This window comes from Moorella glycerini (genome assembly GCF_009735625.1).
Classification (GTDB): Bacteria; Bacillota; DSM-521; order Neomoorellales; family Neomoorellaceae; genus Neomoorella; species Neomoorella glycerini.
In genome coordinates this window covers 1-13,963 of sequence record NZ_CP046244.1, presented here as the reverse complement: position 1 = coordinate 13,963, position 13,963 = coordinate 1, and the positions used below count along the sequence as shown (strand labels likewise).

Below are 13,963 nucleotides of genomic sequence, written 5' to 3'. Positions count from 1 at the left end.
TTACCCGGAAGGAGGGAAAAGTAATAATGCTGGAACGAATTACTTCCCTGAAAAAGGCTCCTGTGGAAGAGTACTATGTCCCCGGGCACCGTACCTGTGCCGGTTGCGGCCCGGCCCTGACTTATCGCCTGGTGGCCAAAGCTGCCGGTCCCAATACCATCTTTATCGGTCCTACCGGCTGCATGTACGTGGCCAATACCAGTTACGGCTGCGGTCCCTGGCGGGTACCCTGGATCCATGCCCAGATTACCAATGGCGGTGCCGTAGCATCCGGTATTGAAGCTGCCTTTAAAGCCATGATCCGCAAGAAAAAGACTGACGCCGAATTCCCCAACATCATCGTTATGGCCGGCGATGGCGGCGCCGTGGACATCGGCCTCCAGGCCCTGTCGGCCATGCTCTACCGCGGCCATGACGTCCTCTTTATCTGTTACGATAATGAATCCTACGCTAACACCGGTATTCAAACATCCCCGACCACACCCTACGGTGCCCATACCACCTTTACCCCACCCGGCCCGGTAGTGCCGGAAGGGAAGAAGCTCTTCCCCAAGGATAACCCCAAGGTCATCGCCCACGGCCACCCGGAATTGAAATATGTGGCTACGGCCTCCATCGGCTGGCCGGTGGATTTAATGAACAAGGTGCGTAAGGGTCTGAACCAGGAAGGTCCGGCTTATATCCACATCCATGCTCCCTGTCCCAAGGGCTGGCAGTTCCCGGCCGACAAGACCATCGAGATGGCCAAACTGGCCGTCCAGACGGGCATGTTCCAGCTCTATGAATACGAGAATGGCGAATACAAGCTGTCGGTCAAGATCGACAAGCGCAAGCCCGTCAGCGAATACATGAAGCTCCAGGGCCGCTTTACCCACCTGAAACCAGAGCATATCGCCAAAATGCAGGCCTTCGTCGACGCCAGGTGCGCCGAAGTGGGCATCACCGTGCCGGCGGTAGCGACCAGCGCATAAAGAAAGAACACCTGCCTCCGGGTTAATAAAAAACCCGGGGGCAGGAGTTGATTAGATGTTTTATTTATTATGTTCCAGGATTCGAGAGTGATAGCAAATACTGTTGCAATCTTTCATTACTTAATCATTACAATGTAAGAGCAATAGCCATTCTACCTCCCAAATATAGCCATTAAAATCGATTAAAATCGACATAAGAATGGAAAAGGAATAAATTAAATAAAGGGTAAAATAATAAGATTATTTTGGGAGGTGCTCTAAATGGCTTTGCAAACTCAGCCTGCCATGTATGATGCCCGTGAGGTTTATGGTCCTTTCCTTGGTAATAGGTGGGTACAATTAGTATCTGCGATTATTGGAATGATCATGATCGCCAATTTGCAATATGCCTGGACTTTGTTTGTACCCCCGTTGCAGGAAGCTTTCGGTTGGAAACTGCCGGCAGTGCAACTCGGGTTTACGCTTTTTATTATGTTTGAAACATATACCCAACCCGTAGAAGGTTATTTATTAGATCGTTTTGGTCCCAAAATATTCTTTACGGTTGCCGGTATACTCGTGGGTATCGGCTGGACGGCATTAGCATTTGTGAAATCATTGCCTGCCTTGTACTTTTTCTATGCCCTGGCTGGCCTTGGTGCTGGTTTTGTTTACGGTGGCAGTATTGCCGTAGCTGTCAGGTGGTTCCCCGATAGGAGGGGCCTGGCTTCTGGCCTGATTGCCGCGGGCTTTGGTGGCGGTTCGGCGCCGTTCATACCAATTATCGGCAAAATACTTGCAACCCAGGGCTATGCTGCAGCATTCCTTTATACTGGTATATTGCAAGGGTTTATTATTTTAATAGTTGCCCAGATTCTCCGTTACCCGCCCTGGGAAAGAAGCCATTCAACTCATAGCACCAGGGATAAAACAAAACAGGATGAAAAGAGAGGTTTTGCTCCCTGGGAAATGATACGGACCCCCCACTTCTGGCTGATTTATATCATGTTCATTTTTATGGCTACCGGTGGCCTGATGGTGACCGCGCAAACAAAGCCCTTTGCCAAAGATGTGGGTATTGCTGCCAGTTTTGTGATTATGGGTGTGACGGCGGACCGTATTTCTAACGGCCTGGGCCGGATACTATGGGGGGCAATTTCTGATAAGTTCGGCCGGGAAAACACAATGTTTGTGGCTTATACTCTAAATGCGATCTTTATTGCTTTAATGCCCACCTTAGGGCGCAACCCCTGGCTGTTTGTTGCTTTGATCTTCTGCATCATGCTTACCTGGGGTGAAATTTACTCCCTGTTCCCTCCCGCCACAGCAGACAGGTTTGGTACCACTTATGCAGCCAGTAATTACGGTGTTGTTTATAGCGCTAAAGGATTTGGTGGCATTCTGGGTGGATATGTGGCCGCCCTGCTGGTCCAGGCAGCTGGTTGGTCCCTGGTATTTTATGTATCTGCTTTAATGGCCTTTTTAGCAGCTCTGGGAGCCCTGGTTTTGCGTAGTATGCCAAAACCAGTGCTACCAAGTATGAAGTCTGGTGATGGTGGCTTTACAACGCAAGCATAGCTCTTGCTAAGTTAATTGTACATTAATTATAGTTTGCTAAAAATTTAAGTTAAAGCGGGCGGTACTTTAGTACCCCCGCTTTTAATACGGGAAGGGAGGTATTGACCATGCAAATACTGGTAACCGGCGGTGCGGGCGATGTTGGCCGCTACCTGGTCCAGGATTTCTGTTATCACGGCCACCAGGTGCGGGTACTGGACCGGGCCCTAAGTTTTCTTGATAGCCCCGGGAGCAGCCAGGTCAATCTATGCGGGGGCAATCTGGAGGATAAGGAACTGGTAGCCCGGGCCGTAGACGGCGTGGAGGCAGTGATCCACCTGGCCTGGAGCTTCAGCGATGAACCCCTGGATATTTTTGGTGGCGACCTGGTCGGGCATATAAATCTACTGGCAGCATCTGTCAGGGCTGGCGTCAAACATTTTATCTATACCAGCACGGCTACAGTTTATGGCCGGGCTACAACCCGGCCCGTTCTCGAGGACCACCCCTGCCTGGTAGGTGAAGCCCGTAAGCCCATTTATGCTCTGGGTAAATTTGCGGCTGAGGAATTATGCCGCCACTATTATCGCGAGCAGGGCTTACCGGTTACCATTTTCCGTTTCTGGTGGGCCTTCGGCGAGGAAATCGGCGGCCGGCATTTGCGGAATCTGGTACGGGCGGTACTCCATGATGACTCCATCCAGGTGCCGGTTCTTGCCGGGGGCACACTTGTCAGTCTGGCCGACCTGGCCCTGGCCTGCCGGCTGGCCCTCAGCAGGTCGGGGGCCGCCGGGCAAACCTATAACCTGGGGAGCCTTTATTTGAGCTGGGAAGAAATCGCCAGCCTGCTTATTGAACTAACCGGCTCCGGCTCGGAGTTACAAGTAATTCCTCCAGGAGAATGGACGGGACCGGTCTTTTTAAACGAAGTGTGGGATCTCAGCTGGGAAAAAGCAGCCCGGGAACTGGACTATCAACCCGTTTTCACCGGTAGCCAGGGCCGGGCGGCCTTTGTCAAAGCCCTGGTGAAATGTATCAATAAAGTCCGGGTAACGGAGAAGAAACATTCATAAAATGGGAATGGGCTTAACAAAAAAGTCAAGGGGTGGTACAATGGAAAAGTGACATCGGGAAGTGCCTGTGCGGGGGCAGGAAAAGAAGTGCGGGACGAAGCTCTTTTACTTAAAAAACATTCTATTCATGATAGCCTGCTGCTAAGGCGGTATGATTATTTTTTACGTTTTCTGCTTAAAGGAGCCTTAGCGGGCACCAGCGCCGGGGTAGTTGGTGTAGCCTTTCGCTTAGTCCTGACGGAAGGGGACTTATGGCGCAATGAGCTTTTAACGTGGGCACGGGGTATACCCGGCTGGGGCTGGCTGGTGTTACCCTGCCTGGGGGCCCTGGCCGGTGCCCTGGCAGGCTGGTTGACCAGTTTTGCTCCGGAAACTGCCGGCAGCGGCATTCCCCACGTGGAAGCCGTTCTGATTAGCCAGCGCGAGCTCATCTGGTGGCGGGTTATCCCGGTAAAATTTATTGCCGGGGTCCTGGCTATTGGGGCCGGGTTATCCCTGGGCCGGGAGGGGCCGACGGTACAAATGGGCGCTGCCGCCGGCCAGGCAGTAAGTAAAAGCCTTAGCCGGTCCAAAACGGAAGAACTGCACTTAATAGCCTGTGGTGCAGGAGCAGGGCTGGCGGCAGCCTTTAACGCCCCCCTGGCGGGAGTAGTTTTTGTCCTGGAAGAACTGCGCCGTAATTTTTCACCCTATGTACTGGGAGGAGCCCTGGCAGCCAGTGTTACTGCCGATCTGATATCCCAGAGGATTTTAGGGCCACTTCCTACCTTTCGCATTAAGGAATTATTACCTTTACCCCTGGCCACCTTACCGGCATTTTTAGTCCTGGGAATATTAACCGGTGTTTTAGGCGTGGCTTTTAATCGCACCTTGCAAGGAAGCCTTGATGTGGCAGACAGTTTAAAAGGCCTGCCCCGCTGGTTGCGGGCGTCGCTGGCAGTCTCGCTGGCAGGGGTTTTGGGCTATTTCTTACCCCAGGTTTTAGGCGGCGGCCACCAGCTGGCAGAAGATGTCCTCTGGGGCCGGGTTCAAGTGGGTATTATCCCCCTTCTCTTTGCAGTCAAGTTTCTTTTAACTATGTTAAGTTACAGTGCTGGGGTTCCCGGGGGTATCTTTCTACCGCTCCTGGTTCTGGGGGCTTTACTGGGCTCCTTTGTTGGCGAGATCAGCGGCCTGCTTATTCCTGGTTTTCAGGGCCTGGGGCCATCTTTTGCGGTAATTGGAATGGCTGCCTATTTCGTGGCTATTGTGCGTTCCCCCCTTACCGGGATTGTGCTCATAATCGAAATGACAGGTAACTACCAGCATATTTTACCGCTTCTTTTTACCTGTATGATCGCTTATATAGTGGCGGAGGCTCTGGGATGTTTACCCGTTTATGAGATGCTGCTGGAACGGGATTTAGCCAGGGCGAAGAGTGACGGTATTTCCAAACCCTCTCCTAAAGACAAAATGCTGATTGTCGAGGCTGTAGTTGAGAGCGGGGCGAGCGCCTGCGGTTGCCGGGTCAAAGACCTGGTTTTACCCCTAGATTGTTTGCTGGTTACCATTCGCAGAGGAGCCAGGGAAATCATTCCCCGCGGCAATACCAGGCTTCTGGAAGGTGATCACTTAACAGTAATTGTACCCGAGAATAGAGCGGCGGCGATAAACGAGGCACTGGCTAAAGTAACCCGATGTAATCTTAAGGTGTAAATTGCAAATTAAAAAAAGCCGGCCCCTTGCCCGGGAGCCGGCTTTTTTATCGCCCCAGCAGGCGGCGAATTTGCGGGAGATTGCGCTGGGCTTCTTCCGCACCGGCGGCCACCAGGTTGCTGAACTCACTGACGTCCCAGGAACTGACGGGTTTTTTAATGGGTTTGAGGACCAGGTCGGCGTAAAGCCTTAAGGTAAGGGAGGTATTCCGCCGGCTGATGATATCCAGGCTCTGGAGGAGGACTTCGCCGGCATGACGGAAGGCCCGGCTGGGGACACCGCAGTCCAGGTCGATGGCAATGACAATATCAGCCCCCAGGTAACGGGCAATATCGGCCGGGACGTTGTCCGTCAGGCCGCCGTCTACCAGGAGGCGGGAGCCGATTTTATAGGGAGCGAAGAGGGCCGGGATAGAAATGCTGGCCCGGATGGCCTGCCAGGCAGGCACGTCGCCGCCCAGGACCATGTCCGGCGGCAAGGGTTTAACTGGCCGGGCAGCAGTATAGATGACTGTTTCGCCGCTGATTATATCGCAGGCCACGGCTGCTGTCAGGGGCCGGAGTTCCGAAAGATGGCGATTGCCCAGGGACCGCTTCAGCACGCCTTCAATGGTGCCACCATGAATTAGCCCCAGGGGCAAACCGGTAAAACGGTAGTTTTCTAGTCTAAAGATGTTAGCAACAGGGAGGCTGCTCATGGAGCTAACGGCCGGCAGGAGGCCAGCCCCATACAGGGCGGCGGCAATGGAACCGGCGCTGGTCCCGACGACGAGATCGGGTTTAATACCGTTTTCCTCCAGGACGCGTAAAACACCTAAGTGGGCCGCTCCTTTTAACCCCCCACCTCCCAGGGCAAGGCCAAAACGCATAAAAAAACCTCCTCGCTAAAGCTTGCAAAGTATTGTATGCCTTGAGCCTGGCTTTAGTGCCGCAGAAAAAGATTTAAACGGGGGAAGCACTTATTTATAAAAATCCTGCAGGAATTCAACCCAACACAGCGAATATTTTATTATAGTAAACCAGTGTTTCATTATATAAACCGGAGGCGGGTTAATATGCAAAAGTTAAAGGTTATGCAGCGGATTATCGACTGCGGGATTGTGGCGGTAGTCCGGGCGGAGAATCCGGACCAGGCGCTCAAAATTGCTGAAGCCGTTAAAGCGGGCGGGGTGGAGGCCATTGAGATCACCCTTACCGTACCGGGGGCTCTGGAAGTTATCAGGGAATTGGCGGCTACTTACCGACAGGGGGAGATTCTCATTGGCGCCGGCACGGTCCTGGATGCCACCACGGCCCGGATGGCCATCCTGGCCGGGGCCGAGTTCCTGGTCAGCCCCTGCCTGGATCTGGAGATGGTTAAAACCTGTAACCGCTACCAGAAAGTCTGTATGGCCGGGGCGATGTCCATAAGAGAAATAGTCGAAGTTATGGAAGCTGGCAGCGATTTTGTGAAGTTTTTCCCCGGCAGTGCGTTTGGCCCGGAAATGATTAAAGCTATTAAAGGCCCATTACCCCAGGCGCCGATTATACCTACCGGCGGCGTCAGCCTGGAGAACGTCGGCCAGTGGATCAAAGCCGGCTGCGAAGCTGTGGGAGTCGGTGGGGAATTGACTAAAGGCGCTAAGACAGGCGATTACGGCCTGGTAGAGGATACAGCGCGGCAGTTTGTGGTGGCTATCCGGGCAGCGAGGGGGTTATAATCTTTTTCACCTTTACCGTACTTGCAGTTAGCCCCGGCCAAGAATCCAACTGAGAAAGGATTACGAACGGGAGCGTTCAGCCTGCCAGGTGCTATGCAAGAGGTGTACCCCGACTGTTAAACGGCTAAACGGCCTGGTGGGTGCCGGTTTCATCTGTATTATTGGTGCCGCCGGGTGGTGAAGCCTCCCCATCATAATCGCTAGCCTTAATTTTGAAAGAAGGGAGTTTTTCCTGTGGCTAAAGTAGTTACTTTCGGCGAGATCATGCTGCGCCTGTCTACCCCTGGTTACCAGCGTTTCGTCCAGGCCGCTTCCTTTGAAGTTACTTACGGCGGTGGTGAGGCCAACGTCGCCTGTTCCCTGGCCAATTATGGCGCTGAGGTCGCTTTCGTCACCAAAGTCCCGGCCAATCCCCTGGGCCAGGCAGCCATCAACCACCTGCGCCGCTACGGGGTGGATACCAGCTATATCCTCCAGGGGGGTGAACGCCTCGGGATCTATTTTCTGGAAACCGGGGCCTCCCAGCGGCCTTCAAAGGTGGTTTATGACCGCAAGTACGCCAGCATTGCCGGGGTACAACCGGGTGAATTTGACTGGGGCAGGATCTTTTCCGGCGCCTCCTGGTTTCACTTTACCGGTATTACCCCCGCCCTGGGCGAGAATGTGGCCGCCGTTACCCTGGAAGCTGCCCGCACGGCGAAAGAAATGGGCCTTACGGTTAGCTGTGACCTCAACTACCGCAAGAACCTCTGGACACCGGAAAAAGCCCGGGCAACCATGACGGAATTAATGACTTGTGTAGACATAGCCATCGGCAATGAAGAGGATGCGGAGAAGGTTTTCGGCATTAAAGCGGCGGCTTCCGATGTTACCAGAGGAGAGATTAACGAAGAAGGGTACCGCCAGGTGGCCCGGGAGCTATTAACTCGCTTTAACCTGCAAAAGGTGGCCATAACCTTAAGGGAGAGCTTTTCCGCCTTTGACAACGGCTGGTCGGCTCTCCTCTACGATGGCCGGGAGTTTTACCGCTCGCGCCGTTACCAGATCCACATTGTGGACCGGGTCGGCGGCGGTGACGCCTTCGCCGGCGGCTTAATCTACGCCCTCACGGAAGGGTTTGTCCCGGCTGAGGCCCTGGAATTTGCTGTGGCCGCCTCATGTCTCAAGCACACCATCCCCGGCGACTTTAACCATGTCACCCGCGAAGAAGTCCTGCACCTCATGCGCGGCGACGCCTCCGGCAGGGTACAGAGGTAAACCAACGAGCCCTGGAGCCATCTCCAGGGCTCATTAATTTCATCCATCTCTTGCGGGGCTTCTAAAGATGTTATTTCAAAGCCGGCGAATCCGGGTGCGGCGGCTACCTCATCTGCCGTGGAAATAATGGTCACGAGTAAAAGGATGAAGCCCTATTCGGCGGTAGCTTCCTCCTTTTTAGGCCGCAAAATTTTTCTTACACCGGCAGGAATTTGACGGGCCGTACGGTCTTCGGTAGATTATAGCCCGGCCGGTCAGGTTTTTGCTGCTGGTAAATAAAATAGCCGCCGGTCACCTGCTGTTTAAAATTAAATTCGTTACTGTTGGCTCTAGATGCTGACACATATGTATGGCTTGGAAGGGGGTGTAAGCAGGGAGGGCGCCAATCTTAAGAGCCAATTTCGGGCTAAAGGGAAAAACAAAAGCAAAAAGAAAAAAAATGGAGGTACTGAAGGCATGAAAAAGTTAGTTTTGTCTTTTATGATTTTAGCCCTGGTTCTGGTACTGGTAGCCTGTGGCAAGAGCACCTCTCCTCAGGGCAAGAACCAGGCAGGCGGCGGGGAGACCCAGGCAAGCAGCAGTGATGTGATTGTCATCAGCAACCTGCAGGATCTAAGTTCTACCACCTCGGTCTGGGGCAAGATGGTTACCAACGGCGCCCAGCTGGCCATCGACAAGATCAATAAAGAAGGCAGCATCAATGGCAAGAAGCTGAAGCTGGTTACGTATGATACCAAAAATGACGTCCAGGAAGCTATCAAATATACCTATTACCGGCGGCCTGGATTTCGCCCCGCCCTTCGCCAGCCTGGCCGGGGATGCCGCCAACGATATTTATTTCCCCAACAATATTGCCGCTGAAGACCCGCAGATTAAAGAAGTAGCCGCGGCCTATAAAGCGGCCTATAATGACGAACCCCTCAACAAGGTTTTTATTGGCTATGACAGTATCCTGGTCATTGCTGACGCCATTAAGCGGGCCGGTGCCCTTGACCCGGTCAAAGTCCGCGACGCCATGGAGCAAACAAAAGACATCAAGGGGACAACAGGTAACATCAGCATCTCCCCCAATACCCACCGTCCCTATGGCCTTTCCATGGTGATGATTAAAATCGAGAAGGGCCAGTATATTACCAAAGAGCGTTATATTACCCAGGAGCAGCAGAAGCAATAGTAGGGTTACGCACCGGGACGGGTACAGGCCTGCGGACCCGTCCCGGCCATCCCGTGAGTTTTAAAGGAGCGCAAATTATGACGGCACAATTGATAATTAACGGTATCTCCCTGGGCGCGGTATATGCCTTGATCGCCGTGGGGTTTGCCATAATTTTCAATATACTGAAGTTCAGCAATTTCACCCACGGGGGCTTCCCAGGAGCGCAGATCTAATTGTCCGCGGGCAACTGCAGGCCTATGAGCTGTACGGCCATGACCTGGTTACGGTTGGCATCGATATCTATAACGTCGAAGCCGAAGCCATGGGCTGCCCGGTGCAGTATTTTGACGACGAAGCCATCCCGGCCATTGCCGGCAATGTCGAGTTATGGGCAGCAGGGAAGCCTTTAAGGCAGTCCTTATCCCATAGGAAACCTGTCCTTTATCAGACCTGGTCATCAGCCTTAAGGATGGGCAGATGACGATAACGACACAAGAACCAGTGCGGCCGTAGGAATATAATATATTTACCCTGCTTTCGTCTGCCGGTAGGCCTCCAAAAAGGCCTGCCTCGAACTCTGGAACACCGGCGTATACGACTGTATGGAGGAATAGCTGCCAGGAATCGTTAACGGGATATACCGTTAAATTATACTTTATGCGACTATAGTTCATAAGACGGAGTGGGATCGGAGTGGGTAGGGAGATGGTCTGGTTAACAGCTTAAGCTAGATTTAACTGCCTCTACAATGAGCCACTGGGGAATGCCCGTGTTGGCATGAATTGGCAAGGGACAACAAGCGAAGCTGGCCTGTGCCTCCTCCCCCTTAGAAACGGGTGTGAGGCTCCATTTTAAGGGCGGTCGCATCATAATTTTGTTTCATCCAAACCAAACGCGAAAGAACCTGATTCATATCCAAATTTTAAGGAGATGGCTTCTATGGCTCTCTTCAGCAAATTTAACTTCAAAAACCTCAAGGAGTTAAAAGAAAAGATAGCCGAATTAAAACTGGATATAGAGCTTATCGAGGATTTGCGTCCCTTGGCGCGGAAGGTAAAGATCGGCAGCCGGGAACTGCCCAATTTCCCTGGCCATCCACCCCATGGAAGGATGTGATGGTAGCGAAGACGGTAGCCCATCCGAACTGACATTCCGCCGCTACCAGCGTTTTGCCCGGGGAGGAGCAGGTTTGCTCTGGTTTGAGGCTACCGCCGTCGTCCCCGGGGGCCGGGCCAATCTGCGGCAGTTGTATATCAACCGCAACAATGTTCATTCCTTTAAAGAGTTCCTTGCTACGGCTCTGCGAGAAGCGAGGGACAGTATGGGGGCCGGCCACCATCCCCTGTGTATCCTGCAGTTAACCCATTCCGGCCGTTACAGCAAGCCTTACGGCAGGCCGCAGCCGGTGATCGCTTACCATGACCCCTATTTAGATGCCCGGGCCGGGGTTTCTCCTGACCAGGAACCAGTTACCGACGCTGACCTGGAACAGCTGCAGGATAAATATGTGGAAGCGGCCCTGCTGGCGCAGGAGGCGGGTTTTGACGGGGTGGATATCAAGTCCTGTTACCGCTACCTTTTGTCGGAGCTGCTGGCCGCTCATACCCGCGCAGGCAGGTATGGCGACGATTTTAACAACCGCAGCCGTTTTCTCCTGGAAACGGTGGAAAAGGTGCGGGCCAAAACAGGTAACGACTTTATCCTGGCCGTAAGGTTAAACGCCTATGACGCCCATCCCTATCCCTACGGCTGGGGCGTTGATCCGGAAGATTACACCCGCCCCGACCTCGCCGACCCCATCCGGCTGGTGCGCCTCCTCAAGGAGAAGGGGGTAGCGCTGGTCAGCATTTCGGCCGGCAATCCTTATTATACAAACCCGGAAGTCACCCGCCCCTTTGATATACCCCCCAAGGGGGCGGGCCTGCCGGCCGAACACCCCCTGGAAAGCGTCGCCAGGTTGTTTAAAATTACCAGGGAGATACAGGAGGCCGAACCGGAACTGGCCATTGTCGGCAGCGGCTACAGCTGGCTGCGGCAGTTTTTCGGCCACGCGGCGGCCGCCAATATCGCCCGCGGCGCGGCAACCCTGGCCGGAGCCGGCAGGCTGGCCTTCGCCTATCCCGATTTCGCCCGGGACTTGCTCACCAGGGGTTATCTGGACGAGCGCCGGGTATGCATAGCCTGCAGCCGCTGCACCCAGATCATGCGCGACGGCGGCAAAGCCGGCTGCGTCGTCAGGGATGCGGGAGTATATTTGCCTGTTTATAAAGAGATTTCTTCTGCTTCTTAGACATAATGAAAGGGCCAACCCAAATGCTAAATCCAAAATATAGGAATCAGCAAGTGGAAACAACAGCGGTAATAAAAGAACCCTGCTTCCTTATATACCAGAGCTATTCAGCCTTGAAACGCGCTTTAGAACGAGGTGGTTCTCATAATTAAGTACGGTGCTTGATATTCAACTCAAGCATGTAAGGTTCTGGCAGAAGAATTAATGGTATTCCTGGTAATCTTCTTGATCCTTGCTACATCCTTCTCCAGGATACCCAACCTGGCATTGATTTGTTCCTGGCCTTTCTCCAGGCTGACCATCCTGCCCTCCAGGTTATCCAGCCTGGAGTTCATCTTTTCCTGGCCTTGTTCAAGGCTGCCAACGCGGTTGTTCAAGAGGCGGATTTTTACCATTTCCGCCTTAAATATTGCTACCGAAAGGCAGGATACGGCGTTGCAATGAAAGAGCGTTACTCACTTGAAGAGCACGCAATAATCGGGCTAATAACAAAAGCAATCACCCGTATCCTGCCTTACAAATAGTATAAGATAAAATTTCTGCCAGCACAAGAGTGATTTTCCCCGCTTCAAAATAGTGCTACAATAATTCAGGAGATCTCATTTCCTGGAGTGAATAACTTTGCCACAGACTGAAGGTCACGTCCAGTCCTTGGAGAAGGGTCTTAAAATCCTGGAAGCCCTGGCAGCAGCCGCTGAAGGTGTGGGCTTGAGCGACCTCAGCCGCCGGCTGGGCCTCAATAAAAGTACCGTCTATCGCATGCTGGCGACCTTGAAGGCTTATGGCTATGTTGACCAGGAACAGGCAACGGGAAAATATACCCTTGGTTTAAAAATCCTGGATCTAAGCGGTAGCCTGCTGGAACGCCTCGATGCCCGGATCATTGCCCACCCGTACCTCAAGGAACTGGCAGCCAGGAGCCAGGAAGTAGCCCATATGGTTGTCAGGGATGGTCCGGAAGCCGTCTATGTTGATAAAGTTGAAGGCAACCGTACCATCCGCATGTATTCCCAGATTGGCCGCCGGGTGGCCCTCCATTCGACGGCCGTAGGTAAGGCCATACTAGCCTTCCTGCCGCCGGAAGAAATAGAAAAGGTAATTGCCAGCAGGGGCTTGCCCCGGTTTACGCCCCGGACAATTACCACCATGACAGCTTTGCAGGCGGAACTGGCCCGGGTACGGGAATGCGGCTATGCTATAGATGATGGCGAAAATGAAGAAGGGATTCGCTGTGTCGGCGCGCCCATCTTTGATCACCGTGGGCAGGTAGTAGCAGCCCTTAGCATTTCCGGCCCTACCCTGCACTTCACGCTGGAGCGAGTACCCGGGCTTGGCCAGCTTGTACGCCAAGCCGGCGAGGAAATATCGCGCCGGCTTGGTTACAGGCAGGATTAGTATGCTATTTTTTGAAAATGTGCTCGCAAGTAGCCAGGAAATATTACCTGCCAGGTACGTATATAACGCCTGCTCCATTGAAAACGACAGGGGCTGAAACGCGGGTTGGACGGTAAGGGGGAGAATAAATGATAAGTTAGCCGGCTCATAAAATAAATATAAATCTCCAGGACAAGCACTTATTAAGCCGCGCTTCCATAAATATATAAAGGGTAACGCTATCGGGCCCGGGAGGTATAGCTTATGGAAGCAGGCTTGATTGTATTGGTTGCCCTTTCTGTTTTAAAGGGCATTAGCTTCCTCCTGTCCTACATTACCAATAATGCCTTTCCCCAGCCCTTGAGTGAGGAAGAAGAGCAAAAATACCTGGAACTCTGGCAGCGGGGGGACCAGAAGGCCCGTAATATTTTAATCGAGCATAATTTGCGCCTGGTAGCCCACATAACGAAAAAATTTGAGAATACCGGTGAGGATAACGACGACCTGATTTCCATTGGTACCGTTGGCCTCATCAAAGCAATTAATACTTACAACATGAATAAAGGTACCAAGCTGGCTACTTATGCCGCCCGCTGTATTGAAAATGAAATCCTTATGCACCTGCGTGCCATGAAAAAGACCCGGGGCGAGGTTTCCCTTTATGACCCCATCGGGACGGATAAGGAAGGAAATGAAATTGCTTTAATTGACATCCTTGGGTCGGACCAGGATGTAGCGGAAATGGTGGAAACTTCTTACGAACGGCAATGGGTTATGCAAAAAGTGAATGTTTTAACACCGCGGGAGAAAAAAGTCCTGGCCATGCGTTTCGGGCTTTTCCATGGCCTGCGGCGTACCCAACGGGATATAGCCCGCAAAATGGGCATCTCTCGCTCCTATGTTTCCAGGATT

General features: G+C 52.8%; 15 protein-coding genes and 1 pseudogene. 14 read left to right on the top strand and 2 right to left on the bottom strand.

Annotated features, from left to right (window positions below; genetic code table 11):
• The first annotated feature begins 26 nt into the window (after positions 1-26).
• The 4 genes from MGLY_RS00075 (at position 27) to clcA (ending at position 5,275) form a co-directional block, all read left to right on the top strand.
• Positions 27-971, top strand: coding sequence for an oxalate oxidoreductase subunit beta (locus MGLY_RS00075; protein ID WP_156271184.1), 945 nt, complete (start codon positions 27-29; stop codon positions 969-971).
• 261 nt (positions 972-1,232) lie between these two features.
• Positions 1,233-2,528 (top strand): oxalate/formate MFS antiporter, encoded by a 1,296-nt coding sequence (gene oxlT, locus MGLY_RS00070; RefSeq protein WP_156271183.1) that lies wholly within the window; start codon positions 1,233-1,235, stop codon positions 2,526-2,528.
• A 107-nt stretch (positions 2,529-2,635) separates the two neighbouring features.
• Entirely contained in the window at positions 2,636-3,580 is a 945-nt protein-coding gene (locus MGLY_RS00065) for an NAD-dependent epimerase/dehydratase family protein (protein ID WP_156271182.1), read from the top strand.
• Positions 3,581-3,667: 87 nt separating this feature from the next.
• Complete coding sequence (clcA, locus tag MGLY_RS00060) at positions 3,668-5,275, top strand: H(+)/Cl(-) exchange transporter ClcA (RefSeq protein ID WP_156271181.1); 1,608 nt, start codon at positions 3,668-3,670, stop codon at positions 5,273-5,275.
• A gap of 46 nt (positions 5,276-5,321) precedes the next feature.
• On the opposite strand, the gene MGLY_RS00055 is transcribed toward clcA, so the two are convergent.
• On the bottom strand, positions 5,322-6,143 hold the full coding sequence (locus MGLY_RS00055; RefSeq protein WP_156271180.1) for a patatin-like phospholipase family protein: 822 nt from the start codon (positions 6,141-6,143) through the stop codon (positions 5,322-5,324).
• Positions 6,144-6,329: 186 nt separating this feature from the next.
• Here MGLY_RS00055 and MGLY_RS00050 point away from each other — a divergent pair, with 186 nt between their 5' ends.
• The 8 genes and pseudogenes from MGLY_RS00050 (at position 6,330) to MGLY_RS00020 (ending at position 11,677) form a co-directional block, all read left to right on the top strand.
• Positions 6,330-6,974 carry a bifunctional 4-hydroxy-2-oxoglutarate aldolase/2-dehydro-3-deoxy-phosphogluconate aldolase gene (locus MGLY_RS00050; RefSeq protein ID WP_156271179.1) on the top strand — a complete coding sequence of 215 codons (645 nt, stop codon included), beginning with the start codon at positions 6,330-6,332 and terminating at the stop codon, positions 6,972-6,974.
• A gap of 234 nt (positions 6,975-7,208) precedes the next feature.
• Complete coding sequence (locus MGLY_RS00045; RefSeq protein WP_156271178.1) at positions 7,209-8,231, top strand: sugar kinase; 1,023 nt, start codon at positions 7,209-7,211, stop codon at positions 8,229-8,231.
• A 456-nt stretch (positions 8,232-8,687) separates the two neighbouring features.
• A complete protein-coding gene (locus tag MGLY_RS18090) occupies positions 8,688-9,092 on the top strand; it encodes an ABC transporter substrate-binding protein (RefSeq protein ID WP_246187384.1) in 405 nt (134 codons plus the stop codon).
• Positions 8,995-9,405, top strand: a complete 411-nt coding sequence (locus tag MGLY_RS17925; protein ID WP_246187519.1) for an ABC transporter substrate-binding protein — start codon at positions 8,995-8,997, stop codon at positions 9,403-9,405. Before MGLY_RS18090 ends, MGLY_RS17925 begins: the two co-directional genes overlap by 98 nt.
• A 77-nt stretch (positions 9,406-9,482) precedes the next feature.
• Positions 9,483-9,602 (top strand): annotated as a pseudogene (locus MGLY_RS18085) (branched-chain amino acid ABC transporter permease); the annotation flags it as partial.
• Positions 9,603-9,619: 17 nt separating this feature from the next.
• The gene (locus MGLY_RS18675; RefSeq protein ID WP_422880119.1) at positions 9,620-9,868 is read left to right on the top strand and encodes a uroporphyrinogen decarboxylase family protein; all 249 of its coding nucleotides are present in this window, start codon (positions 9,620-9,622) and stop codon (positions 9,866-9,868) included.
• A 458-nt stretch (positions 9,869-10,326) separates the two neighbouring features.
• Positions 10,327-10,503: a hypothetical protein gene (locus tag MGLY_RS17915; protein ID WP_211661972.1), complete on the top strand. Its 177-nt coding sequence runs from the start codon at positions 10,327-10,329 to the stop codon at positions 10,501-10,503.
• Positions 10,490-11,677, top strand: a complete 1,188-nt coding sequence (locus tag MGLY_RS00020; RefSeq protein WP_211661970.1) for an oxidoreductase — start codon at positions 10,490-10,492, stop codon at positions 11,675-11,677. Before MGLY_RS17915 ends, MGLY_RS00020 begins: the two co-directional genes overlap by 14 nt.
• A 173-nt stretch (positions 11,678-11,850) precedes the next feature.
• On the opposite strand, the gene MGLY_RS00015 is transcribed toward MGLY_RS00020, so the two are convergent.
• Positions 11,851-12,072: a hypothetical protein gene (locus tag MGLY_RS00015; RefSeq protein WP_156271176.1), complete on the bottom strand. Its 222-nt coding sequence runs from the start codon at positions 12,070-12,072 to the stop codon at positions 11,851-11,853.
• 226 nt (positions 12,073-12,298) lie between these two features.
• On the opposite strand from MGLY_RS00015, the gene MGLY_RS00010 reads away from it, so the two are divergent.
• A complete protein-coding gene (locus MGLY_RS00010; protein WP_156271175.1) occupies positions 12,299-13,072 on the top strand; it encodes an IclR family transcriptional regulator in 774 nt (257 codons plus the stop codon).
• A gap of 243 nt (positions 13,073-13,315) precedes the next feature.
• A partial coding sequence (gene sigK / locus MGLY_RS00005; RefSeq protein WP_156271174.1) for an RNA polymerase sporulation sigma factor SigK occupies positions 13,316-13,963 on the top strand: 648 nt, incomplete at its 3' end.

Coding starts and splice junctions, on each gene's coding strand:
- oxlT (WP_156271183.1), top strand. CDS start 1,233: ATGGCTTTGCAAACTCAGCCTGCCATGTATGATGCCCGTGAGGTTTAT.
- MGLY_RS00020 (WP_211661970.1), top strand. CDS start 10,490: ATGGAAGGATGTGATGGTAGCGAAGACGGTAGCCCATCCGAACTGACA.
- MGLY_RS18090 (WP_246187384.1), top strand. CDS start 8,688: ATGAAAAAGTTAGTTTTGTCTTTTATGATTTTAGCCCTGGTTCTGGTA.
- MGLY_RS00065 (WP_156271182.1), top strand. CDS start 2,636: ATGCAAATACTGGTAACCGGCGGTGCGGGCGATGTTGGCCGCTACCTG.
- MGLY_RS00015 (WP_156271176.1), bottom strand. CDS start 12,072: ATGGTAAAAATCCGCCTCTTGAACAACCGCGTTGGCAGCCTTGAACAA.
- MGLY_RS17915 (WP_211661972.1), top strand. CDS start 10,327: ATGGCTCTCTTCAGCAAATTTAACTTCAAAAACCTCAAGGAGTTAAAA.
- MGLY_RS00075 (WP_156271184.1), top strand. CDS start 27: ATGCTGGAACGAATTACTTCCCTGAAAAAGGCTCCTGTGGAAGAGTAC.
- MGLY_RS00055 (WP_156271180.1), bottom strand. CDS start 6,143: ATGCGTTTTGGCCTTGCCCTGGGAGGTGGGGGGTTAAAAGGAGCGGCC.
- MGLY_RS00050 (WP_156271179.1), top strand. CDS start 6,330: ATGCAAAAGTTAAAGGTTATGCAGCGGATTATCGACTGCGGGATTGTG.